The 24010-nt window shown below is 52.4% G+C and carries 18 protein-coding genes and 3 pseudogenes; 7 read left to right on the forward strand and 14 right to left on the reverse strand.

The genetic code is table 11. The annotated features are described in order from the left end of the window. Positions 1-312: 312 nt before the first annotated feature. Positions 313-1224, forward strand: a complete 912-nt coding sequence (locus ACZ3HH_RS17895) for an endonuclease/exonuclease/phosphatase family protein (protein WP_465806378.1) — start codon at positions 313-315, stop codon at positions 1222-1224. 2 nt (positions 1225-1226) lie between these two features. Continuing rightward, positions 1227-1727, forward strand: coding sequence for a hypothetical protein (locus ACZ3HH_RS17900; RefSeq protein ID WP_465806380.1), 501 nt, complete (start codon positions 1227-1229; stop codon positions 1725-1727). A gap of 275 nt (positions 1728-2002) precedes the next feature. Here ACZ3HH_RS17900 and ACZ3HH_RS17905 read toward each other — a convergent pair whose 3' ends face one another. After that, entirely contained in the window at positions 2003-3271 is a 1269-nt protein-coding gene (locus ACZ3HH_RS17905) for a hypothetical protein (RefSeq protein WP_465806382.1), read from the reverse strand. 353 nt (positions 3272-3624) lie between these two features. On the opposite strand from ACZ3HH_RS17905, the gene ACZ3HH_RS17910 reads away from it, so the two are divergent. Beyond that, positions 3625-3957 (forward strand): hypothetical protein, encoded by a 333-nt coding sequence (locus ACZ3HH_RS17910; RefSeq protein WP_046031582.1) that lies wholly within the window; start codon positions 3625-3627, stop codon positions 3955-3957. 540 nt (positions 3958-4497) lie between these two features. Then, positions 4498-4755 (forward strand): annotated as a pseudogene (locus ACZ3HH_RS17915) (3-hydroxyacyl-CoA dehydrogenase family protein); the annotation flags it as partial. A gap of 481 nt (positions 4756-5236) precedes the next feature. On the opposite strand, the pseudogene ACZ3HH_RS17920 reads toward ACZ3HH_RS17915, so the two are convergent. Both ACZ3HH_RS17920 and ACZ3HH_RS17925 read right to left on the reverse strand, forming a co-directional pair. Next, a pseudogene (locus ACZ3HH_RS17920) lies at positions 5237-6235 on the reverse strand (IS1182 family transposase); the annotation flags it as partial. A 293-nt stretch (positions 6236-6528) separates the two neighbouring features. Beyond that, positions 6529-9084, reverse strand: coding sequence for a tetratricopeptide repeat protein (locus tag ACZ3HH_RS17925; protein WP_046031597.1), 2556 nt, complete (start codon positions 9082-9084; stop codon positions 6529-6531). Positions 9085-10544: 1460 nt separating this feature from the next. On the opposite strand from ACZ3HH_RS17925, the gene ACZ3HH_RS17930 reads away from it, so the two are divergent. Next, on the forward strand, positions 10545-10775 hold the full coding sequence (locus tag ACZ3HH_RS17930) for a hypothetical protein (protein ID WP_046031598.1): 231 nt from the start codon (positions 10545-10547) through the stop codon (positions 10773-10775). A 397-nt stretch (positions 10776-11172) separates the two neighbouring features. Then, complete coding sequence (map, locus tag ACZ3HH_RS17935) at positions 11173-11940, forward strand: type I methionyl aminopeptidase (RefSeq protein WP_465806385.1); 768 nt, start codon at positions 11173-11175, stop codon at positions 11938-11940. Between the two features lie 107 nt (positions 11941-12047). Here map and ACZ3HH_RS17940 read toward each other — a convergent pair whose 3' ends face one another. The 9 genes and pseudogenes from ACZ3HH_RS17940 to ACZ3HH_RS17980 form a co-directional block, all read right to left on the reverse strand. Beyond that, complete coding sequence (locus ACZ3HH_RS17940; RefSeq protein WP_046031600.1) at positions 12048-13061, reverse strand: isocitrate dehydrogenase; 1014 nt, start codon at positions 13059-13061, stop codon at positions 12048-12050. A 366-nt stretch (positions 13062-13427) separates the two neighbouring features. Beyond that, positions 13428-14258 (reverse strand): universal stress protein, encoded by an 831-nt coding sequence (locus ACZ3HH_RS17945; protein ID WP_046031823.1) that lies wholly within the window; start codon positions 14256-14258, stop codon positions 13428-13430. Positions 14259-14455: 197 nt separating this feature from the next. Then, the gene (locus ACZ3HH_RS17950) at positions 14456-15217 is read right to left on the reverse strand and encodes a YoaK family protein (protein WP_046031601.1); all 762 of its coding nucleotides are present in this window, start codon (positions 15215-15217) and stop codon (positions 14456-14458) included. A gap of 363 nt (positions 15218-15580) precedes the next feature. Beyond that, complete coding sequence (locus ACZ3HH_RS17955) at positions 15581-16825, reverse strand: malic enzyme-like NAD(P)-binding protein (protein ID WP_465806388.1); 1245 nt, start codon at positions 16823-16825, stop codon at positions 15581-15583. A gap of 883 nt (positions 16826-17708) precedes the next feature. Next, positions 17709-17866 (reverse strand): annotated as a pseudogene (locus ACZ3HH_RS17960) (IS5/IS1182 family transposase); the annotation flags it as partial. Between the two features lie 65 nt (positions 17867-17931). Further along, positions 17932-18417 carry a GNAT family N-acetyltransferase gene (locus ACZ3HH_RS17965; protein ID WP_221174462.1) on the reverse strand — a complete coding sequence of 162 codons (486 nt, stop codon included), beginning with the start codon at positions 18415-18417 and terminating at the stop codon, positions 17932-17934. Between the two features lie 249 nt (positions 18418-18666). After that, positions 18667-19872, reverse strand: a complete 1206-nt coding sequence (gene nhaA, locus ACZ3HH_RS17970) for a Na+/H+ antiporter NhaA (RefSeq protein WP_046031604.1) — start codon at positions 19870-19872, stop codon at positions 18667-18669. A gap of 178 nt (positions 19873-20050) precedes the next feature. Further along, on the reverse strand, positions 20051-20239 hold the full coding sequence (locus ACZ3HH_RS17975) for a hypothetical protein (RefSeq protein ID WP_185752277.1): 189 nt from the start codon (positions 20237-20239) through the stop codon (positions 20051-20053). A gap of 24 nt (positions 20240-20263) precedes the next feature. Next, entirely contained in the window at positions 20264-20494 is a 231-nt protein-coding gene (locus tag ACZ3HH_RS17980) for a hypothetical protein (protein WP_046031605.1), read from the reverse strand. Between the two features lie 140 nt (positions 20495-20634). Here ACZ3HH_RS17980 and ACZ3HH_RS17985 point away from each other — a divergent pair, with 140 nt between their 5' ends. After that, complete coding sequence (locus tag ACZ3HH_RS17985) at positions 20635-22290, forward strand: SulP family inorganic anion transporter (protein ID WP_046031606.1); 1656 nt, start codon at positions 20635-20637, stop codon at positions 22288-22290. A 69-nt stretch (positions 22291-22359) separates the two neighbouring features. Here the strand turns inward: ACZ3HH_RS17985 and ACZ3HH_RS17990 are convergent, their stop codons facing one another. Beyond that, positions 22360-22545, reverse strand: coding sequence for a ribbon-helix-helix protein, CopG family (locus ACZ3HH_RS17990; RefSeq protein WP_077185744.1), 186 nt, complete (start codon positions 22543-22545; stop codon positions 22360-22362). A gap of 85 nt (positions 22546-22630) precedes the next feature. Next, entirely contained in the window at positions 22631-23923 is a 1293-nt protein-coding gene (locus ACZ3HH_RS17995) for a malic enzyme family protein (RefSeq protein WP_080943051.1), read from the reverse strand. Positions 23924-24010 lie beyond the last annotated feature (87 nt).

Raw genomic sequence — 24010 nt, forward strand, 5'->3', positions numbered from 1 at the left:
TGCAAAGGGTCGGTTGCCGCCCTTCGCGACAGGCAAAAAACGGCCATAAGCGGACGCTACCAAGCGACCTCACCGGCCCAAAGTGCCATCCATTCCGGTCTCTTTCATCTGATCGCAAGGCGGCGTTTGCCAGAGTGACGGCTCGCTACCGATGAAACTAGTTTGATCAAATCCTGATAAGCCGCGTGCGAAATTAGCTTCCGCGCCTAAATGTGAGCTAAAATTTCTTACCTAACTAACAACAGCGGGCTTGTAGCTATAGGATGATGAAATTTTCCCTGCCCAAGTTAACCATGGTCTGAGACGGTGCGCATGAACAATCCTACTGCCGAGCAAATCACTACTATTTCGCTCACTTTCGCATGGTGGAATACAGCTTTAGTTCCCGCAGGCAAAGATCGTGACATCGACATGACAGGGCATAGGAAGACTATAGCAAGCGTCATCAGATCCTTGATAACTGATATCAAGGCGGACTTCATAGCTCTGTGCGAAATTACTTCTAATGAGTTTGAGGGCATCAGCAAAGAACTAGCTCTTGACGGCTGGATATTTTTCGCCAATCAGAGCGATGTTGGCGGGCCAATTTTCGACCTGTGCTATATATATAAAGCTGAAGTCTTTGAGCTATTGAATGTTTTCGATATAACCAGCAATGATTACATTGGCTCGGCCAAGGTTGCCCAAAGATTAACCCTCATTGAAAAATTAACTGGCGAACCGATTTGTATTTTCGCCTCTCATTGGCCCAGCCTTCTCAACGTAGCACCGGATGACTACCGTCGACACCACCTCGCAAGCACTCTCCGGGACTGGGTTCTGAAAACGAAGGACGACTCTGAAAATTTAATAAAATCTATAATGATGGGTGATTACAACGCGGAGCCCTATGCCAAGCATATGCAGGAACATCTCTTTACAAGCAGGCATCGCGAACTCGTGACCAAAAGAGAAAATATGTTCTACAACCCTACATGGAGTTTATTAGTTGAAGACCCCAGGGGGCTTAAAGGAACCTACTACTACTCTGGGGGTGTCTTCGCAAAATGGCTGGCCTTCGATCAAATCTTTGTTACATCCTCGTTACTTAAAGGAGACTCATGGAAACTATCGCATCAAAGCCATATGGTGCCGGATATGCTCGAGCTGCGCAAACTAATTCGAAGCACTAAGAGCAAGTTCGACCATATGCCAATCTACGCAACTGTCGAGAGAGTAATCTAGCCATGAGTGATTTTTTTAAAGCTTTTGAGTCGGGTGTCAAAGCTGCAAATGACGCAGCAGCCAATATAAGTGAGATTTATGGAGTCTTCTCAGAACTTGGAGCGCAACTGGAAAGCTTCAGCGGGGGAAAGTTAACGCTGATTCGTGGCACTAAAGATTTGGCGCTGGATGCTGATTCGACATACGATCCTTTGAGCAGCATAATAGGTGGCACCCTCAATGTATTAAGAAAAAAAATAAAAAAGAATTGCCTATGCATAAAACTGGACGGTGAAGAAACCCTGCACGACATTTCGTTCTATGAGCTTTCTAAAACGGGCTATCCCATATCGCTTTCATTTTCTGGAAAGTCGATCACATGCCACGACAAGCTGGGTTTGGAAGAGGCCCTTCGAGAGCTGTTTTCACACCCTGACACAGGAAAAATCATTAACAAGCTGACTGCACAGGCGAAGAAACTTTCATCTGAAGATGAAAATACTCCACCGTTAGAGGAAAGCTAATTGTTAGGTTATGGGAGGAGCGTATCGGATTACCTCCTCCCCTACATACTCGAATTGAGCGATAACGGCCTGTTTAGCGGTGCACTGGCTGCTAGGAACAGGGTGACGAGGGCCTTGGCGCTGATCACTAGCGTCGGCAGACATTTCCTGCGTTATCGTTGATACACTGTTTCAACCACACGCCATTGTTTCAAATTCACCTGAGCCATGGCGAGAGTCAGAAGGCCATTGCTCATTTTGTACCAAGCTCGAAAACAGAGGCCTGCACCCGCACTCTATCCAACCCGCGTGTTTCGTGAGGGATACGCCGCTTCGATTCCAGCCTTGTGGTCGTCGCTCATACTGGACTCAAGTTCATCAATCCACTCGAAGAACTGCGTCAGATTGTTCAGGCTGAAAACACGCACTCCATAGCGGCCCTGAAGGTCGATGTTGGGATGGCTGACAAGCTCAGCCATTGGCTGGTCCATGAAGAACGCGTCGCAGTACGGCGCGTATAGCGAAATGTGGCTGACGTCTTCAAAAAAACCGTTGAGGCGTTTGCGAGCTAATTTGCGGTTGGCGTAGGCACCTCGCTTCACCATTTCCTTTAGCGTTGGGTAAATTCGGGCGGAAATATAAAGGTTTGGCACCTGCTGAAAATGCTCAGACTTAAAGAAGTCAGCGCACCGCCTGAGTTGCAGATCCAGAGGCTGGTCCTTCGGAAGCCAATGCAGCATCTGCTCGACGACCTGGCTCACAATCGGAGAGTCCCCTAGCGCTGCGTAGTCACCGTGCGCAAGTCGAGTCAACTTGGTGATGTATGTATTCAGGTAAATCTTCGCGGTTTCAGCCACCTCAAGGGCGACGTCTTGCTCGAACGATTGAGTCGATACTTGCCATTCATCGAACGTAGTAATCAGTTCATCGACTGATTGCGCCTTCAGTAACCGTTTCAACTCGATATCTTTGTAGTACCCATCCACATCAACGCGATAGTAGCTGTCCCACTCGTCCAGCGCTCCTTCGATAGCGTCGTCACGCTCAAGCACATACTCTGGAGGCTCGCCTTTGAGGAACGCGCTCCACGCCTTGAAAACCTGCGTCCTCTCGACGTAATAGTCCTGGTGGAACTCTGATCCATGCGAAACATTTTTGATGAACGCCAAGAGGTCGACGTTTTTCAAGCCATCATAGCCGCGCCACTGACGGGTCTCGTCCTCGTGAATTGAAGAGTATGGCGCGACCAGAAGCTGTAAGCGCGCGGCCTGCTTCACACGTTCGGCCGCCCCTACAAACTTAGCATTAGCCTCCCCACCACGAAACGCGCCAGAAAAGAAGAACTGGTCTAGGTACAGGACCTTCTTGTGAACCTCCGGCAGCCAAACCGTAAGCTCATGCCGACAATGCAGACATCCCCGCAGAACGTAGTCGCTATAAACGGCAACGTTCCCGAAGCAGTCTTTACCTTGGCAGGCTGGACAGTCTCCGAGTATGTGAGTAACCAGCATGGGCGCATCCGCCAGGAGAAATTTCCCTGATTCTGACACCATTGATGAGAACATTCGACCGCCTGCTATATAAGGATGCCGGCTTAAAATGTCGGACCACTAGACGTTGCAGTCGGGTGTTCCACGGCCCCCCAAGGTTTCTGCTCACCGGTGGACGCTCCGCTGTCTTCGGCTGAGCCTGCCGTTTACGAACGGCAGCTATGGGTTGATTGCTGCTGTTCGCGAGCGGCGGCTTTTGGCCGACAGCAGCCCGCCATGATAGGCGGCAGATGGACAGACGCTGACGCTCGCCGGTATCTGCTGGCCCTTTACCACTTCAGGTCTGCCCCCTGCGACGCTTTACTACAGAGTCCGGCCATCCTGATAGAATCGATCAGGTTATAGATAACACCTTTCTGAGAAATGGTATGAATGCAGAATTGATGGAAGATGAGATGCGCCGGGCGCTATTCGGTGATTCTGAGCCCTCTGCGCCGGCAATTAACTCAGACGTGCAGGACACAGTCCCGGATGTTGTGATCGTGCAACCGGTGAAGGCAGCGAAGAAAAAGACAGTCTCAAAAGGCTTCACGCCTAGGTTGAGAGTCACGCTCCGTGTGGGAAACGAATTTGAAGGCGAGATGCACGAGATGGTACATGAGGCCGATACGCTGAGCTCCCTGGTTGCAGAACAAGAAGCTACTAAGACGGCCAGAAAAAAATTCAGGTTTGTGGAAGTGGTCTCGGTCAAGTCGATGTAAGTGGGTACTCTTACTTAGCTCGCCCGCCTGGCATTAAACCGCATTCGGTTACCGCGGGTCGCCCAATAGGTTCGTCTCGATTGAAGCCTCAAACATTAGGGGGCGGTAGACGTATCCCGGACTGGATTTAACACCATCACTCCATCCAACATCTCAATGTTTAACTGGTCGCCAGCCCCAAGCCACATAACTGAGGGTGGCGACAGGCAGAAATCGACCATAGCGGTCATTCGCCTCCGGGTGCCATGCTTTTATTAGCAATAGTAGATATAACTATCCTGTGAATGCTAAATCCGGAATTTCCTTCGTAAGATGCGGAGAGAACAAGTCTAGGAGACGAACATGACGACGGAGTCGAGCCGCCCGCTTCACCTGCATACGTTGGACAGTCTATGTGCCGACTTAGTGGCCGGTTTATCAGTCGGAGTGGGAGATGACGGTAGTACGTTTCGGCTTCAATCCTCCGCTTCGCGTGGAATACTGTTCTGGTATGGCAGGAATAGGCAAAAGTGGGCAGCGAACGTCCAAACAGTCGATGTCGAGGCCATCCAGTTGCTCGACGAAGGCATCGCCCAGCGCAGCAGCGATATCGATCTGGTCTGGATCAACGGCTACGGCTTCCCGGCCTAGCGCGGTGGCCCGCTGCACTACGCCGAAGGGCTGGGGCTGGCACAGGTACTGGAACGAATCGGCCATTACCGAGAATCACTTGGAGCCTATGGCACCATGTGGTTCCAACCAGCACATTTGCTGGAACGCCTGGTCGCGTCTGGCAAGACCCGCGTCGAACGTATCTGACCTTTACGGCCATTTGGCGGCCATCGAAAAATGGCCGCCCATCGCTCTTTCAGAGTAATCCAGCAAAGACAATATCGTGGGCATGCGGAAAAAAGACGGCCGTATTCACTATATTTTTTGAATATCCGATCGCTTGGCTCTACACCAATAGCCGAACGATGCGGATCTCTGGCGGCTCCAACAAATTTATGAAGGAACTGATCGCCCGCGACCTATAACCCTGAGAGATTCAATCAAGACCTACCGGAAATGCAATTAAATGTAGTCCTCTGGCTATCTCAACCTTGCTCGCTGCCTTAGTCGATTGACCGTCTGCTTCTGGCCCAGAGTGTGTAAAAACGCTCTTGGCCTCATCGTCTTGGATCATCAACGTTCGTTGGCTGAGCGATCGCACGGTCAATGCCGCGGGTCGCATCGATCGCTCTCTGGAACACGTCAACGCTGTTTTACAGCCTCTGGGATGGGCCAAAATCAGCCTTTTTCAGGCCGTCAGCGCTTTCATCAAACCGTTGGCACCGATGATTTTCATAACCCGTTTCAAGTTGTAGGCGAGCACATTCAAGCTCATCTCCGCGCTCACCCCAGCCAGCTTTCGCGTCAGGAAGTGCGTCGCACCCATCCATTGTTTGAGCGTCCCGAAGGGATGCTCAACAGTCCGTTTTCGGACTTGCATCATCTCCGGTGTATTGCTCAGCCGGGCCTGCATTTCCTCCAGTACAGCTTCATGTTCCCAGCGTCGAATTCGTCGTTCCGTGCTCGGGGTGCACTGCGATTTCAACACGCAGCCCCGGCATTTCGAACTCCAGTAACGATGCAACTTCAGACCTTTTTCAACGTAGGAGTAGTGCCAGATCAGCGCCTCGCCAGCCGGACAAATGTATTCGTTTTTCGCTGTGTCATAGATGAAGGCATCGTTATTGAAACGCCCGTCAGCCTTGGCTCCAGAGGTCATCAGTTTGGGCTCATAGGCGGTGATGCCGGCGTCGTGACAAGCCAGGATTTGTTCGCTTTTGAAATAACCTCGGTCCGCCACTACCGACAACGAATCTGACGTCATCGCCTCGCGGGCCTGCTTGGCCATCGAGCTGAGTTGATCGCGGTCGGAACCGACGTTGGTCACCTCATGCGCAACGATCAAATGGTGCTGCGTATCGACCGCTGTCTGCACGTTGTAGCCAACGATTCCCGTGCCGCGCGTCATCATGGAGCGGCTGTCTGGGTCGGTCAGTGAGACCTGCTAATCCGGCGATTCATTGAGCTGGATTTCGATCGCCTGAAGCTCTTTCATTTGAGTTTTAAGCTTGGCGATTTTCTCTTCCAGCCGCTCGGCACTGGGCTCGGAAGCTGTTGATTCTTGCCGATCGGCAGCATCGAGTGCCGTCAGGTAACGATTGATAATCGATTCAATTTCTTCCATTCGCCGCTTCAGTTTGGCGCTGGTGAAATTGCGGTCGCGGTTGTTGACTGCTTTGAATTCGGAAGGTACCTCTCCTGATTTTTCGTGATCGAGTAGCCGAGATTCTGTGTTGCACTGTCCCCGCGCCGGTTGTGGAGTCCGATCAAGACCTCAGGCTTTGCCTGAACATGACGTGGCCAGAGTGGATAGAAGACCCGCTGGACTTTGAACAATTGCTGCTCTCTGATCTTGCTGCGGCGGCAAATCAGCCTCCAGCACTCAGCATCGAATAAAGGAGCTAGAAATGGTGTCCACTTAGTGGAGACCCTTTCCTGGCTTAGCGGTGCTAACCAGATGCCTTTGCGGGACGCTTACGGTCATAGGAGGCCGTGTATGGTGAAACCTGCTGTGACGTAAGGACTGGAAAACATTCCAACCTCCGGAGCTCCTGAAATCCGCTGGAGCGCTTCAGCATGAAGCGATTCAGGGAGACCGTTTTCTAGGATGTTGGTCACAGATGTACGGGTGCTCATACGAACCTTAGCGACCGCCCTTGACACCGCAAGGGAGGGCTCAAATCCGAGCTTGAGTCCTTCGCCTACCAAGTGCGTAAGTGTGAAACATGCCGTGTCAGATATCTTCCACATCCCAGCTAACGCGATGGCTTTTCGATTGAGCAAAAAGAGGTTAGGTAATGCCACAGAGTCGCTCGTGCGAAATCTCTTTTGGGTGTTGCGCGATGATCTGGTCCCCGAGAAGCAAGTGTTTACTAATGCGAGACGCAGTTGAAGATTTGGTGCAGCCGCCTGCATAGCGGCGACGCCTATCGGATGCGGGTGTTCACGGCTCCCCAGGTGAGCAAAGTGAGCGTCTGCGAAAAACTTCAGCGAATGCCCATGTGTGGAGACGATCAAAGCATCGTATTTCCGCAAAAGATCTTCTAAATCAGCAGGCCCATCTGCTTCCATCATCGTAGCCTGCTCCAGGCCCGCAGCTTGGGTAAAAGCCATGGATTCATAAGGGGCGAGCAGGAGGTCTTCCTTGCGGTCAATGATAGCTGCTGTAGTTAAGAGAGGGCCTTCTACATCTATCGGTTCGATGAGAGCTGGAACCATTCTGACCTCAAACGTCCCCTCCGCCATCCGTGCGCATAGCTCGGTATTGCGCATTGCAAACTCTATCAGCGGGACGTCGTTAAAACAGTCCTCAATGAATCGGACGGACTTACATCCCGCGCCAGCAATATCAGAGAACACGGTGTCCAGTGATGGCGCTAGCGAAGTGATCAATTTGCTAAGCGCCCCCATAAATTCACCCTTGCTCATGAACTGTTGAGCAAAGTCGAGCTGAGCCAAATGCCATTCTTTCATTGGGACTAACGGAATCGAGATCCGGTTGTACTCGCCTCCGAGGAAGTACCAAAGCAACGCCGATTCCCCCGCATAAGTCATTACCATCAGGCAGTGACCAGCATCTAGGCGAGACAGGCAGAGCGTGGACTGATGCTGAGCGTTAGCGCGTTCCAGGGGGCGATTGGCACTCTGGGAGTCAATGGTCGCAGCGATATTTGAGAGTTCGTCCCACACGCGCGTGGTGTTGAAAACACTCCATGCATCATCCGCTTTTTCGCGGTATCCATAGAGATGGGGAGCGCCGATCTCTCGTATGGCCTTTAGCACGCGGCCAAGCTGTAGGGCGGTTTCGTCCAACGCTGGTCGAGACCTGCGGAAATCATTAGCCCAACTCAAAATCGTAAGCCAGTCTCCCATCGCATTGCCCCTGGTAGCGATGATAGGCAGCAGCGCATCTGTAGTGTTTCCAGTAGGCGGGAGTGCACGCAGCAGTCCTTCAATGCGGGTGATATAGCGCTCTCGGATACCGCGGCGGTGGTGCAGTCTTAATACATCGGAAAGAATTCGATCCAAATGATTCGTGGCGTCTTGAAGCCGCTTAACCAGAAGCGGTGCATCCTGTCGTTCTACCGCTAGCTTTGCACCGCTCAAGGAAATCTCTAAAAGTCCTTCCAGGTTCTGTACATCATCCACGAGCGCCGCTTCGGCTATGGCAAGCAGATTTTCGGCCTCGACGAGTCGACCGCAGCGTCTCAGGCATACGGACAGGTTGCCTCTTGCCGTGATTGTCATGTAATCCGTGCAATCAGCGCTCGCGAGGGCCTGTTCGAAATAGCCAATCGCTTTTTCTTCCTCATTAGAGTTCATGTAAGCCACGCCTAGATTCCCAAGAAGCATGGCGGGAGATGTCTCACCAAGCTCCTGATAAGCACTTACTGCCATTTCGCCCGTGGTCACACCAAAACCGTAATCGTTTTCTTCACACGCGACGCTCATTAGGATTGTGTAGCAATGTGCCTTAAGCGCCAGTGAGTCCAATGATTGGGCGATTTCTTCGGCTTCACTCACACAGCGATAGGCCGGTTGAAACGCACCATGACTAGAGTAGAGGCTGGCAGCCTCCAAATAGAGATGGGCCACTCTCTCCTGTTGACCATAGCGTTGAATCAGCCGCGCAACATGAGCGAGGATGCGTGGACGCTGGTCAACGCTAACCCCATAGTCGTCCTTACTGCTCAAGATGTCTTCGGCCAGCTCCAGCACGGTTGTCTCACTGGCGTCATGGTCTATACAGGCAATACGTTCGACTAGAAGCATCGCTTGATTAAGATTCTGATCGCAGAGCAATGCACGTATCTGCAGCTCCAGGTACAAGATTGTTTCCTCGTCATTCCCGGCCTCGGAATAGACCTCGACGGCAACTTCAGCAAGCCGTGCAACTTTGACAGGTTGATCCAGTGCACTGTGCATCAGCGCGTTGTAGACCCGGATGATGTAGATGCCGTTGTTGTCGAAATAGTCTTCTTCCAAGAGCTGCCTAAACGCAGCAGGCTCGATTGTTATGAGCTGATCCAGATCCATGGGGCGACTTTCCTGCGATGATAATCCGTGACGACTGAGGGCACGCATGGGTGAGAGAGCTTGATACCGTACACGTTGCGTAATTGCACCTCACTTGACCACCCGTTTGCACAGCCACTGCCCACCCGTTTGCATTCGACTTGACCAGTCGTTTGCATTCCCACTGACCACTTGTTTGCATTCGAGCTGACCAGCGATAGATGACGTATCACCTCAACCAAAAAAGCATGGCGATCTCTACTGCGCCGCATTGTGTGCCTGAAAAATGACGAGCCTGAGCGCTTGCCGAAGGGCGCCCGAGTCAGTCAGGCCAAGGAGGTGGGGGGCGATCCATCAGAGTTAAAATATCGCTTCCCCACTCTCATCGCTGAAACTCAGAAGTATGTAGCAGCCCATCTTGATGTTGACCGGAATCCGCTCATCAGGTCAGGGTTACAGCTCGTAAAAAGAACCGCGGCCTCCGGGAACGAATGGGAGCGGTTGTGCAGCAACGCGATACCTTGCCAGCCTACTGCCAGAATCATGTTGCCGAATTGGAGCTGGCGCTTTCGAGCCCCAACGTTGTGCTACTTGGACAGGCGAAGAAAAATCAGTAGTGAGCGGTCAACTGCATGCGTCTTGATTCACCGCGATAGATCAGAACCGTATTTATCGCCAGACAGTTTTTAGCCCAGTTCTTAGCGTTGATACAAAGGTCTCCAGTGAAGGATCTTTCTCAGCATCTTGCTTATGCCTGCCGATGAAAATCCACTCATCTTCTGCCCAAAAAATTCGAATTGTTTTGGGTGATTTGCAGTCGAATACAACTTGATAAATTCTCGTTTCTCGCTGCTGGACGACGACGCATTGCTCATGGCAAACCAACAGTCGTTGCCCAGGCTCTAGGGTCGGAGCATTGAGCGGGAGGCGCTTCTCACTTTCTGTTTTCCGCATGATGAATGTCGTCGTCCTTAAAATTCAGAAACCGTACGCGTTGAATCAAAAGCAAGGAGGATCCGCCGCTGCGAGGTACTCATCTGGTGCCTTTGCGCATGACGCCATATGTGTTCTTCAAGGTGGTAACCATCACGATCCAGTAAGCCATTTCGGAGCCTGTGCAGACAATCACCTTCAAGGCCTTGAATTGATAGCTCGCTACTTATTATTAGAACCCTTTGGTCCTACTTGTTCTCTATCTGGCCGGCAAATCCTGTTATCGCCGGAAGCCGACCGCATGGTCGCACGCCTTCAAAGCCACGGCATTGGGTGGACCTACTCGGACCCACGTGGCTCAGGTGCTTCGACAGTCCTGCTCATGACTAGCCTCCAAGGGGTCATATGTGCATAATATTATCATCAAGTGATAATGGAAAGGTAATCTACTCGCCCTTGCTTCAGGCACGGGCGAGGTCTTTTGATCGATTGCCGGGAGGCAAATTCATGCATGAGAACAGCAATACTGTGAGCGCTTGGAGACCCGTATGAAACGTGAGGACGTAAAAACCAAACACGCTGAAGGCATTCAGTTTGATACCCATTTGATTGCCAACCCGGCCAACACCCAGGAGTGGATCGTCTTTTTTAAAAAGGATGCAGGAAGAAGCTTCTTCCTGGTCAATGACAACGAAGAAATCGAACCCTTTCGATACCTTGATGATTTGATTCATGAACTGCGAGAAATCGGTATCAAGGTTGCTGAAATTCATTTTTGAATTCTTTTCCTTGGAGTGTCGTCATGTCAGTCAGAATCGAGTATCTGTCTAGTCAGAGTGAAGAACTATGGTCCGTGTGTATTGGAACCAGGCGCATTCAATTCCGCAATGAGCAGGGTGCAAAAGATTACGCAGCAAAGCTAAAAGAGCGTATAGAAGCTCCGCACTCATACCCTTGTGCATTGCCGTCCACCTACACGCGTGGCTGCAGCAAGTAATAATGCTTAATGGACTTCTGTTAACGTTAAAGTTACCGTGCAAAAAAATTTTCTTCCGTAGAGTACTGTGGGACTTAGTAAGTCGAATTAATTTTTATGCTGCGTTCCTGCAATTGCATAGCATCTGGCGAATGAGCACCCGGCCAACCAATGTTCATAATGAGGGTAAAAGTACCACTATGAAGCCTGCACTAATTTCTATGTCGCGAACTGCGGGAAAGATGGCTGCGGAGGTTCTGAGCATGATTGCGCCTCACGTCAGGCCCGGAGTTTCGACCAATGAGCTTGATAAACTCTGTCATGACTACATTGTCAACGTACAGAAGGCCACTCCAGCCAATATCGGTTATCACGGTTTCCCCAAAACCTTGTGCACCTCCATCAATCATGTCGTTTGCCACGGAATCCCGTCAGATAAAGAACTCTCGGATGGCGATATCCTCAATATTGATGTCGCGGTGCTCAAAGATGGTTGGTTCGGTGATACAAGCCGCATGTATTTTGTCGGCGAGCCAAGCGCAGAGGCTCGTCGGCTGGTGGACTCGACCTATGAGGCGATGTGTGCCGGCATTCATGCAGTAGGCCCTGGTGCCACGCTCGGTGATGTCGGTCACGCCATTCAAACCGTGGCGCACCGTGAAGGGTATAGCGTAGTGCGTGACTACTGTGGACATGGTATTGGCATGGTTTACCACGATGAGCCACAGGTCCGTCATTATGGCAACCCCGGTGAAGGTGTGAGACTGAAACCGGGCATGATCTTCACGATCGAGCCAATGCTCAATGCTGGAAAGCACGGTGTTAGAACGCTGGGGGATGGCTGGACCGTGATCACCAAGGATCTTTCGCTCTCGGCCCAGTGGGAGCATATGGTCTTGGTCACCCGCGATGGCTTTGAGGTGTTGACAGCATGGCCGGATCAGCCCGTGGAGTATAAGAAGATTTAATCCAACAGACTGTCCTACTGGTAGGTCAGAGTGGAGCACGAGTAGAAAGTCGCCAGCTCGTACTGAGCTGGCGACTCGGACGGAGCGCGTGTTTCTTGATTCTCTATTTAGTCACGCAAGTAGGCCACCAAGGCGTCAGCGAAGGACTCAGTTGTACCGGTCCCTCCCATATCGGGTGTCACTTGATCACAAGAGCTTTTCAGAACAACGCGGATAGCTGTACGAATGCGTGTCCCCTTGTCCACCATGCCCAGGTAATCAAGCATGTCTGCGGCAGCCAATAACAATGCACATGGGTTCGCGATGTTCTTGCCGGCGATGTCCGGTGCCGAGCCGTGGACCGCTTCGAAGATGGCCGCATCGGCGCCGATGTTGGACCCCGGCGCCAAGCCCAATCCACCTACCAGGCCTGCGCACAAGTCTGAAAGGATGTCGCCAAACAGGTTGGTGGTGACGATGACATCAAATTGATGGGGATTCATCACCAGCTGCATACAGGCGTTATCGACGATCATCTCGTGGAATTCGATTTCCGGATAATTCGCAGCGACCTCACGCGCCGCCTCAAGGAACAACCCGGAGCAAGACTTGATGATGTTGGCCTTGTGCACCGCGGTCACTTTCTTACGGCCTTTGCTACGAGCCAGCTCGAACGCATACCGCACGATGCGTTCGGAGGCAGTGCGTGTTACACGAATGCTCGCCAGAGCGACTTCGCCGTCCTCCGAAATACTTTGTCCTTCTGGTAGGTACGCCCCTTCGGTATTTTCGCGCACCGTGATGATGTCGATATCTTCGAAGCGCGAACGGGTGCCTGGGAAACTGATCGCTGGTCGGACATTGGCGTAGAGATCGAAATGGCGGCGAAGGTGGACATTGATCGATGAGAAGCCGCGACCAATCGGCGTTGTCAGAGGGCCTTTGAGTGCGACACCATGTTTGGCGATCGTCTCGATGGACGCGGGAGGCATAAGTTGCCCATGCTGCTGCAAGGCCTCTAAACCGGCCTCAACGAAGTCGTACTGAAGATTGCAGTCAAGGGCATCGAGTACGCGTAGCGTCGCTTGCATGATCTCAGGGCCGATGCCGTCACCCTTGATGATTGCGATAGTTTTGCTCATGGTCTCTTCCTTAACAGCGCTTTGTCAGCCGCTGTATTGATTGGGTCATTGAGACTGGTGTCACGAGTCTGCTGATTGGCATTGTCTGTCTGGCGGCTTTCACCGCGCCAGTGTGCTGTGTTTCATCCTCCGCGCCGTGACTGCGCAGGTCATCGCGGATCAATAGACGGGCGACCTGAGTGGGTGTCAGTTCTCGCGCCGCACAAAACTACTCAAGGATGCGGCTGTAACGGGCGAGTTACCTGATCAGGATGCTGTCATTTGCTCCATCGAAGATGTGCACAACATTAACATATAATGTTAATCACATGTGCTGACAGGGAGCGTTTTCATCCTGAGACGGTAAGGTGTTTGAATGTCTGTGCGTTACATGTTGAGGTAGCTTTTGGGCAGGAATAGAAGAGGACGAGTTGTGGCTCGGATCATTCTTGAAGTCGTACTGCCAAGACAAAATCGACGGACTCGCGAATGACCAAAAGCGCCCATAACCATCAGGTCGATATCGTGTTCGATCTGATAGGACTGTAAGGCGAGCTCTACTCTCCCGCCACAGATGGCTGTCCGCACGTCACACCCGGCTGATTGCAGAATGGCTCCTGCCGCATCGAGTCGTTCCAGATTCTTCGACGTGTTGGCTGCGACCATGACCAGGTGCACGGGCAGCTTTCTGAGAACTGGACTCGCTGCCAGCATTTCCACCCCCATGTGCGTGTCCTCGCTCCCGTCATAAGCAAATATCAGGCTTCGTGGTGGGTTGAAGGAACAAGGTGTGACCAGGATCGGCTTGTGCAACGCATGGATGATGGTTTCGAGCTGGTTGAGTCGGGGATAGAACGAGCTTTGTTTTCCCATGACCAGCCAGCGCATGTCAGTTTCCATCTCGAGTAACCGACCCAACAGTTCTCCGTCGCTTTGACGAAGCTCTGGCTGCATCACACCATCAGCAATCGCTCTTTCTCGAGCGTTTTGCAGCATTATCAAGCCTTGCTTCAACGCTTGCTCATGGCGCTTTTCGTCCAGCGACATAGCTTCTAGCACGTGCGCCAGGCTGCCGGGCCGTATCTCTACGCCAGCGGGGCGGTCTACAACATTCAGGAGGGTTAACGGCAAAACAAAGTTGAGACTGACCCAAGCGGCGTAGTCGCAGACGGCCGGAGATGTCGCTGAACTGTCGATACAGGCCAATATGTGGGTCATCACAACCCTCATCTCGATGATCTTGAAGAGCCGGTCACCACGCGGGGTATAAACGAAAAAAACCGCTCGGCGAAGGCATCGCTTTTAGCATTCGAACGAGTGGGATCCGCGCTGGACACCGGGCGCGTCATATATCGACACGACGTAGTGAAACTCCAGTATAGCAACGCCTGGAAAGATGCTTGCAGGCAGGCTGCTCACTTTCGCATGACGCGGCGGACAAAAAGCCTGGCATCATCAACGGCAGGCACGATCGCCAGCGTCACCAGAACCATCGCGAGCGGTACCGTTGAGATATAACCAATGTGCTTGAACCCAAAGGCACCCACCACGCCGCCAAAAAAGAAATTCAGCGCAAGCAGTATCAGTATTTTGAGTCGGGTCCGATTGGCGAGAACTTTTGGATGCTTCGATGTGTTGACGGCATTCCAATAAAAGAGTTTTCCAAACTCAATACCGATATCCGTGATGATGCCGGTGATATGCGTCGTTCGGATTTCGGCTTTGGAAATTTTGGTGATCACTGCGTTTTGTAGCCCCATGATGAAGCACAGCAGCATCACGGTGACGGACACGAATAGACCATCCACGGTGGATAGCCGAGCGCCCAGAAAGCCAAAGCAGATGAGCAGAAAGGCTTCGAACAAGAGCGGCACTGCAAACTCACTGTGCATCCGTCTGCGTCGGGAGTAATTGACCATGACCGCCGAGCACGCGGCCCCAACCAGAAAGGACAACAAGGCGCCGGCACCACTAAGCACCAGGTCGTAGGCCCCTAGCACACTATTGTCTGCCATCGAGGAGACGATGCCTGTCATGTGTGAGGTGTACTGATGCACCGCCAGGAAACCACCGGCGTTGGTTGCCCCCGCTACGAAGGCTAAGGCAAATCCAAGATGTCGGTTTGCGTCTGTGGTACGCCTTCGCCCAGTGAGGCTCCTAACATATTTGATCGGCATTCATTCACCCCTGTCCCAAGCGTATGAGGAGCAAGAAAGCCAACCGATTATGCACATCTGATATCACCAGGTCCTCGCGATTTAGGCTGGTCTGCTCGTTGAGTGGTAAAGCCGCTGACTGTCGTTTTTTCTGATCGGTGATCAGGATTGCTTGGGATGGCAACCCTGTGTGGTGATTACCTGCTGGGGAAGCAGACGGGGATCCGGAAAGCTTCACCCCGCGATCAGCCAAGAGCGGATGATCTTGCAAATGGCGGGCTGTCGATATTCAGGACGTGCTGCGGCTGGATGATCCCCGGTGCGACAGCTGCGACCTTGTAAAAGGTCGTGCAGCTGCGGCACATCAGCATGATTGACGTCAGCTTAGAGCGGGTAGTGTGTCGGGTAGTGCAGCTTCGCAACGCCGGTGTCGACCGCCGCTTTAGCCACTGCGCCGGCAATTGCTCCGAGCAGGCGAGCATCAAGTGCTTTTGGGAGAATGTAATCGCGCCCAAACTCAAGCTTATCGACGTTGAATGCTTGCAGCACTTCAACAGGGGTGGGCTCTTTGGCCAGTTGGCGCAGTGCTTCCACCGCCGCAATTTTCATCGCTTCGTTGATCCGGGTTGCCCGAACATCCAAGGTCCCGCGGAAGATAAACGGAAAGCCCAGAACGTTGTTAACCTGGTTTGGGTAGTCAGAGCGCCCAGTCGCCATGATCAGGTCATCACGAGTGGCCATGGCCAGTTCGTAGCTGATTTCGGGATCGGGGTTCGAGCACGCAAACACGATCGGATTGGGAGCCATCACTGCCAGTGCTTCAGCTGGGAGAAGATTAGCTCCGGACAGGCCAACAAACACGTCAGCGCCGTTCATGGCTTCCATCAGCGTACGCGGGCCACCGTCGTTTACGAATTGTGCTTTGTATTGGTTGAGGTCTTCTCGTTCGGAGTGGATGACACCGGTACGGTCGACCATGTACAGATTACTTTTTTGAGCGCCGAGACTGAGCAGCAGGCGCATGCAGGCAGTGGCGGCGGCACCCGCACCCAGGCAAACAATTTTCGCGTCCTCTAGGGTTTTGCCCTGAATTTCCAGCGCATTGAGCATGCCAGCGGCGGTGACGATGGCAGTACCGTGTTGGTCGTCATGGAAGACTGGGATGCTGCACTGTTCGATCAGTGCCTTTTCGATTTCAAAGCACTCGGGCGCTTTGATGTCTTCCAGATTGATTCCACCAAAGGTGTCAGCAATGCGCACGACGGTATCGATAAAGGCCTGGGAGCTCTCGGAGTTGACTTCGATATCGATCGAGTCAATGCCGGCAAAACGCTTGAACAGCAACGCTTTGCCTTCCATGACGGGCTTGCTGGCCAAGGGGCCTAGATTGCCAAGTCCCAGAATGGCCGTGCCGTTGGTGATCACGGCCACCAGATTCCCTTTTCCAGTGAAGCGGTAAGCATTCTCTGGGTTCTGCGCGATTTCGCGTACAGGCTCAGCGACGCCTGGGCTATAGGCCAAGGCAAGTTGGGCGGCGGTGTCGGCGGGTTTGGTCAGTTCAATGCTGATTTTCCCAGGGGTTGGGAATTCATGGTAATCCAGTGCAGCCTTCTTGAAGTCGGTAGTCATGCGATCCCCTAATTAGACGTTGATTACAATGCCATGTTAACACTATTATAATGCAAGGCAACGAGATCCTGACCCACAGACCAGGGTCGAATTGCCGGCTTGAACGCTGCTGATGAAGGGGTTTGTCAGCCAGCGGACCAACTCTATTGGCCTTAAGACTTCAGGGCGGGCCTGTATCTGTTGGTCAATAGAGATCCTCCTATGCTTGAACCCGTCTTAGGCCACCTCGTGTGGCCATTTTTTTGCGCGCTCGAATGTCCCAATCGGTGTCACGCCCAAGCGCGGCACATTAGGATTCAGAGTTTTCTCATGGCCTCTTGGATCTGATCCGCGTATTTCGACAATTGCGTGAGCTCATGACCCAGTTGCATAGGGCTTCTGCGTGGGTCATTCGCCCGTGAATCAATACCAGCGCAGCATTTACAGCCATTATTCGCGTTCCTCAGTAGTTCCTGGAACGTACCTTTTGAAATCAAAAAGGTCCTGCACTGGTTGAATGGCAATACCCGTACGACTCGACAGGTAAGCAGGCAGAAACCGGCCAGTAGCTGGCCCCTCAACATCAATACGGTGGTCTGCCTCCGATTATTCCAGTCGAACACCCTGATTCCAGGGGCGGACGGGTATGCTTATCGCTTCACTTGAGGCTTGCTTTATGAGCGGCGGCGAAAAGGAAGAACAGAGGATGTCTGACTGTGCGTACTGTGACCTAACGATGGATTTCGTTCCCGATGACGCTAGGCATCGGTTCGAGGTTCAGTGCGAGCATTGCCAAATAATCAACGTAGTGACTTGGGAGGTTTGGGCGTAGGGTCGCTGGTACACTGCGATCAAGCACGATTGAAACTCAATAAATGAGGGTTGGTCAGCCGGTGGCTTGAGCGGGTTTTCGACCACTGCCGGCCTTTGAGTAATACGGTTCAATCAACGGCAGTAAACCGCTACAGGACACTATCTGATCCATCTCGGCGAGGAACCGCTCGCGGCGTATCTGCTTGCGCTTTCCGGCGTATTCAAAGTCGGAAAGCTCATCTGGCTCATGGGCGGCTCGGATCAGGTGGTGAGGGTATACTTCAGCACATTCGGAGATGTGGCTCGTAGAATCCCTAGAGTTTCAGCGACCAGAATTCCAGATCGAATTTCTTCCCATAAGCCTTTTGCCCAGGCATCACCTCAGTCATTCGAAAGTTGAGGCGCTCATAAAGCGCCCTTGCGTCGACAAGGCAGCTATAGGTTTCTAGCTGCACCTGCTTAAACGAGTGCTGGCGAGCATGATCAAGAGCGAGTTTCATCATCGCAGAACCAACACCTTTACCCCTAAACTGCGGCAGGACTAGCACGAAGTTAAGAAATGCCACGCTGTCAGCTCTCTCCGATATCGCTATCGACGCTACGCGTTTGTCCCCTACCAATCCAACCCAGATGCGATTGAATGGACTTGGTAATTCAAGAAAGTTGCGCATCTTTTCGGCGACGCCATCCTGAAAGTGCCTGTCAAAACCGAACTCGGTGGCATAGACGTCACCATTCGCAGCAATAAGCCACTCGTGATCGTCCTGTTGTGCTACTCGCACCGTCAATTCTGTAGCCATCACTCGAAATCTCCGCATTGTCTATGCTGGCTTTATCTATTTTACACTGCATGCCATCTCAACCGCGCGATACATCATGAAAGGTGTCACGGTCAATTCGAATGCAAATAACTGGTCAAGTCGAATACAAACAGGTGGTCAAATCGATGCAATTACACAACGTAGAGACTGTGACTTACTGATGGATGTTTCAAACATCTAGGTTTCTCCTGAGCAATACCAAACAGTGCTGCTGCGAGGGTGAATAATTCATTTCTGCGTGAGGGCACAGGTGGAGTGCAGAATTCTGGAAACTGAGTCGGCCACTCCAGAACGTAAAATCAAGACGCCCAATAGCGCAGACAAAACTGAACCCATCAGCACCGCGATTTTTACGTCGGTCATCGTTTGCGAAGGTGCAGGAATGGTCTGTGCGCCGATCCACAGGCTTGCGGTAAAACCAATGCCGCTGAGTGCAGCAACGCCATAAAGCTGCACCCAGTTGCAGTTCTCGGGGAGCTTGGCGAGCCCGAGTGCAACGACAAGACCCGATACAGCGAAGAGACCCAGTGGCTTTCCGATCAGAAGTCCTGTCGCGACACCCGTCGTGACCGGGGCTGAGAGATCTTGCAGTGACATGCCAAGGAGTGACACGCCAGCATTGGTAAAACCGAAAATCGGCAATATCAAAAATGTCACATAAGGGATGAGCTTTTCTTCAACGGTTCGCGACGCAGAGCTGGAGCTTGTATCGGGCTTACCTAGCGGTAAGGACAGCGCCAACACAAGTCCGGCGAGTGTCGGATTAAAGCCGGATAGCCCAAGAGCCATCCACAAAAACACTGCGGTCACTATGTAGGGACGCAGGCGTGTTATGCCTTTGCGGTTCAGCGCTATAAGGAGACTTAACAGCAGTAATGGGGCCAGCAGCATCGGAACAAAAAAATGTTGGGTATGAAAAAAGGCAACGATCATGACTCCGCCAAGATCCTCCAGAATCGCGATAGCGAGCAGGAATACTTTTAGCGAAGCTGGAACCCTGTCACCGAGCAGCGACAGGACGGCCAGCGCAAATGCAAGGTCCGTGGCTGTGGGAACAGCCATCAAGAATGGTGTTTCGTTTTGGGAGTGATTAAAACCCCAAAGAATAAGCGCCGGCAGGACCATGCCACCGAGCGCTGCACAGCCTGGCAATGCGCGCTTCTCCCACGTGGCCAGATGCCCAACCAGCCATTCACGCTTGAATTGCAGCCCGATGACCAAGAAGAACAACGTCATCAGACCGTCATTGACCCAGTGGGTTAATGACAGGCCCAGATGGACGCGATGTAGCAACTCAAAATAGCCGGGAGCGAAAGGAGAGTTGGCTAAGACAAATGCGATGACAGAGGTGCCCAGCAATGCCACAGCGCCGGCTGCTTCATTGGAGAGCCCGGGAGGGATGGTGGCACCGGATACGTCTTTTAATTTTGCCACCTTGGGACTCCAGCCTCGAGCGTGATAAAAACCTGATCAGCCAGCGTCAATGAATGGCCAACAGCTTGGTGTGTTCTGAGCTGCCTTGGACGCCTTTCATCAAGGGACTTAGCGTTCTGCTCCTCGTTCGTCAGCCTTCGAGGCTGTCCAATCGAGGAAAAATCCAGCTCAGTGTTGATCAGTGGTGCGGGTTGGGAGAGGCATGGTGAATTCGCGGAAAGGTATGCGGTGCGTCGATTCTTTCTTTCAGTGTGGCTGCATAGTCCTTCGCCCCTTGCTCGTTACGAAATTGAATGCTGTGGCTACCGAAACAGACAGACCAAAGCTCCTCGCCTTGACCCGACAGATGCTCAATCTTTACTGACATGATCAAACTTCCTGAGTACACCGATCAAAAATGAACTTCAGCAGACTTGATGCCTAGCTCGCGAAGCTCATGGATCACATCATCGACGCGACCAAAGGACTCAATCTCCTCATTGTCATTGACCAGGAAATAGCTTCTTCCTGCATCCTTTTTGAAAAGAATGATCCACTCGTGCGTATTGGTCGGGTTGGCGATCACATGTGTGTCGAAATGCATGCCTTCACCGTGTTTGGTTTTGACTTCTTCGCGTTTCATGCGGGCCTCCGGACATAGGGATTAGCTCTTTAAGTACCGATTCTACAGCGATGCAGGTGTCGTACCGAGGCTAGGCCAATTGCTTTGCTATTATCACTAGGTGTGAATAGTATGCACATGCCACCAGAGCGAGGCTAGTCATGATTGCGATACGAGAAGCTTGGAAAGCGGGCTTGTTAGGGCGCGAGCACTGGCTTCGAAATATCGTCTCAGGGGTCATCGTCGGCGTCGTGGCGCTGCCCTTGGCCATGGCCTTTGCCATCGCCTCGGGCGTCAAGCCGGAACAGGGGATCTACACGGCCATAGTGGGTGGTTTGCTGGTTTCGCTGTTCGGCGGAAGCCGGCTTCAGATTGCTGGCCCCACCGGGGCATTCATCGTCATTCTGGCCAGCGTGACGGCCAAGTACGGTGTGGATGGCTTGCAGATCGCGACAATGATGGCCGGGGCCATTTTATTACTGCTCGGTATCACCAAGCTTGGCGCACTCATCAAGTTCATCCCTGACCCCGTGATTGTGGGATTCACCGCCGGCATCGGGGTGATCATTTGGGTCGGGCAATGGAAAGACTTTTTGGGCTTACCGAAAATTAGTGGTGACCATTTCCACGAGCGGCTGTGGCACCTCATCCAGGCACTACCCAGCCTTCATGTGCCCACGACACTGTTAGCCCTGTTGAGCCTGGTGTTGGTGATCCTCGCGCCTAAACTACCCGGTGTAAGACGTGTTCCTGGCCCCCTGATCGCCATGGTCGTTGTGACGGCATTGCATTCCTATTTTCAATTCAACGGCGTGGCCACGATCGGTAGTGCATTTGGGGGTATTCCTCAAGGGCTTCCCAAGATAGGCCTTCCTGAAATAACGCTGCCGCAGGTCATTGAGTTGATTGGCCCTGCGTTTGCGATCGCGATGCTTGGGGCGATCGAGTCGCTGCTCTCTGCTGTTGTTGCCGACGGTATGGCCGGTACCAAACATGACTCCAATCAGGAGTTAATCGGACAAGGCATTGCTAACCTGGTCACTCCTCTGTTTGGTGGCTTTGCTGCAACAGGCGCGATCGCTCGAACAGCAACCAACATCCGCAATGGTGGCAACAGTCCAATCGCGGGTTTTGCACACGCCCTCACGTTAATTCTACTGATCTTCTTCTTGGCGCCTTTGGCTGCGGATATCCCGCTGTGTGCGTTGGCAGCGATCTTATTCGTGGTCGCTTACAACATGAGCGAACTGAAGCACTTCAAACGCATGGTCAAACGAGCTCCAAAAGCCGACGTTGCCATCCTGTTAATTACCTTCAGCTTGACTGTTTTCAGTGATCTGGCGATTGCGGTGAACATTGGGGTCATTCTCGCCATGCTGCAATTTATGCGTCGGATGGCGTCTTCTGTGGAGATTCAGTTGATGGTCGAAAAAGAGCTGGAGGTAGAGTTACGTATGAATGGGCATGTGCACCTTCCCCCCGGTATTTTGGTTTACACCATTGAGGGGCCCCTCTTCTTTGGCGCAGCAGAAACCTTTGAGCGGGTTTTGGCTCAAACGCACACCGATCCCGGGACGTTGATTATTCGCTTGAAGCGGGTACCGTTCATGGACATCACGGGCTTACAAACGCTGCTCGAAGTCATTGAGCAGCTGCGCAAGCGCAGCATCGTCGTGAAGTTGTGTGAAGCCAACGAGAAAGTCCTTGGCAAGCTCGACAGGGCAGGGATTCTTCAGGCGCTCGGCTCAGAGCATTATCATGCCGACTTCAGTGGCGCACTGGGCAGTTATGTCGAGATCGACAAGCCCCAAGGCTAGAGATGGGGTGCAGCAGGCTTAGAAGGGCGATGAGCAGGCATTCGTCGTGCCCGCCCACGCGCAGACGAATCACTTACCATTGGCTGCAATTCTGCTTTTGGTCGAGTAGGACACGCCATGCGTCTCCAGGTAGTCCCGAATAAGCTGACGAACGACCTGAGAAGGTGTCAGATCCTGAGACGCACAAAGCTCCTCAAGTGCTTTTTTCTTGACGGGATCAATGAGCACAGTTAATCGTGCAGTCTTATTTTCCATGGAATTACCGGTACCCTAAAACGGTCGATGATAATCAAATTATAATAGGCGGAGGGTTATTTGTCACCGGTTAGGTTCGTTACCGCTAACTAGATTGACCGTGATCAAAAAATGGCGACGGTACGTCAACCAGAAACGGGTAAAAGAAGGGATAGATAGACGGGTAATGGGCAGGGAAACTGATTCTGGCCTCTCCCGAATCAATAGCCGCCCTGGCCACTGCGCCGGCAACTACCGAGTGCAAGCGCCCATCCAAAGGCTTGGGAACAATGTAATCCTTTCCCAGCACCAGCCTGTCGACGTTGTAGGTTCGCAGTACGTCTAACGGCACCGGTTGCAAAGCAAGCAGGTGCAAAGCACGGATCGCAGCAATCTTCATGGCTTCATTTATACATCGCGCTCTAACGTCCAAGGCTCCTCGGAAGACGTAGGGCGAAGCCAAGCAGCTGGCTAACTCATTTGGATGATCGAAGCTGTCGGTGGCGAGAATCAAATCCGTCCGAATTTCACGAGCCTGCCAAGGCAAAATCGCTTGATAGGGACCCGCGTAGGCAAACACGATGGGGTTGCTTGCCATCGACAGAATTGCTTCCGGTGTTAACCAGTCTGGATCTGCAACACCAATAAAAACGTCAGATCCCTTCATTGCCGCGGGCGAGTGCTGTGTGAGTCCATTCTGAACAGTTTGCCCCAGCTGCGCGATCGTGCGGACACTGCCGGTTGTTACGACAATACGAGATTTGTGGGCTCCCAAGCTCAGCAGCAACCTCACACACTCGACCGCCGCACGCCCGTGCAGTCCGCAGACGATTCTGACGTCTTTAAGTTTTTTGCCCTGAACTTTTAATGCCGTCAGCAGGCTGGCCACCACAACAATTGCCATTCCGTGTGGTTCATCTGAGAACACCGGAATGTCGCACCGAGCGATCAGCGCTTGTTCGATCTCCAGGCTCTGAAACTCAGCCATGCCATCCAGATGGATGCCGCCGAAGGTGTCGGCAATTCGAACAACCGTATCAATGAAAGCGGCCGATTCGCTGGTGTTGACCTGGATATCTACCGCGTTGATCTTGGCCAGGCGTCTAAACAGGAGCGCTTTTCCCTCTAGCACCGGCTTGCTGGCAAGAGATCCCAGGTTGCCCAGATGCAGAACTGACGAGCCGTCGGAAATGATTGCGACGAGATTGCCCTTACCCGTAAAGCGGTAAGCGTCATCCGGATTTTTCGAGATTGCCAAGCAAGGCTGCGCCACCCCTGGGCTATACGCCATTGCTAGGTCGCCAACTGTTTCGACCCGCACGCTTGGTTCAACGGTGGTTTTTCCAAGAGAAAAATCCTCATGTCGATACACCACGGTGTTTTTTGCCCCTGTCTTCATCGCACGCCTCGGTTGTACTTTTATTATAATATTATGATAATGTAATTAGACCCTAATGTGTGTCTTGAAGGCGCCTCATTTCAAGGG

It is taken from the genome of Pseudomonas sp. PME37.24/025, assembly GCF_055556615.1.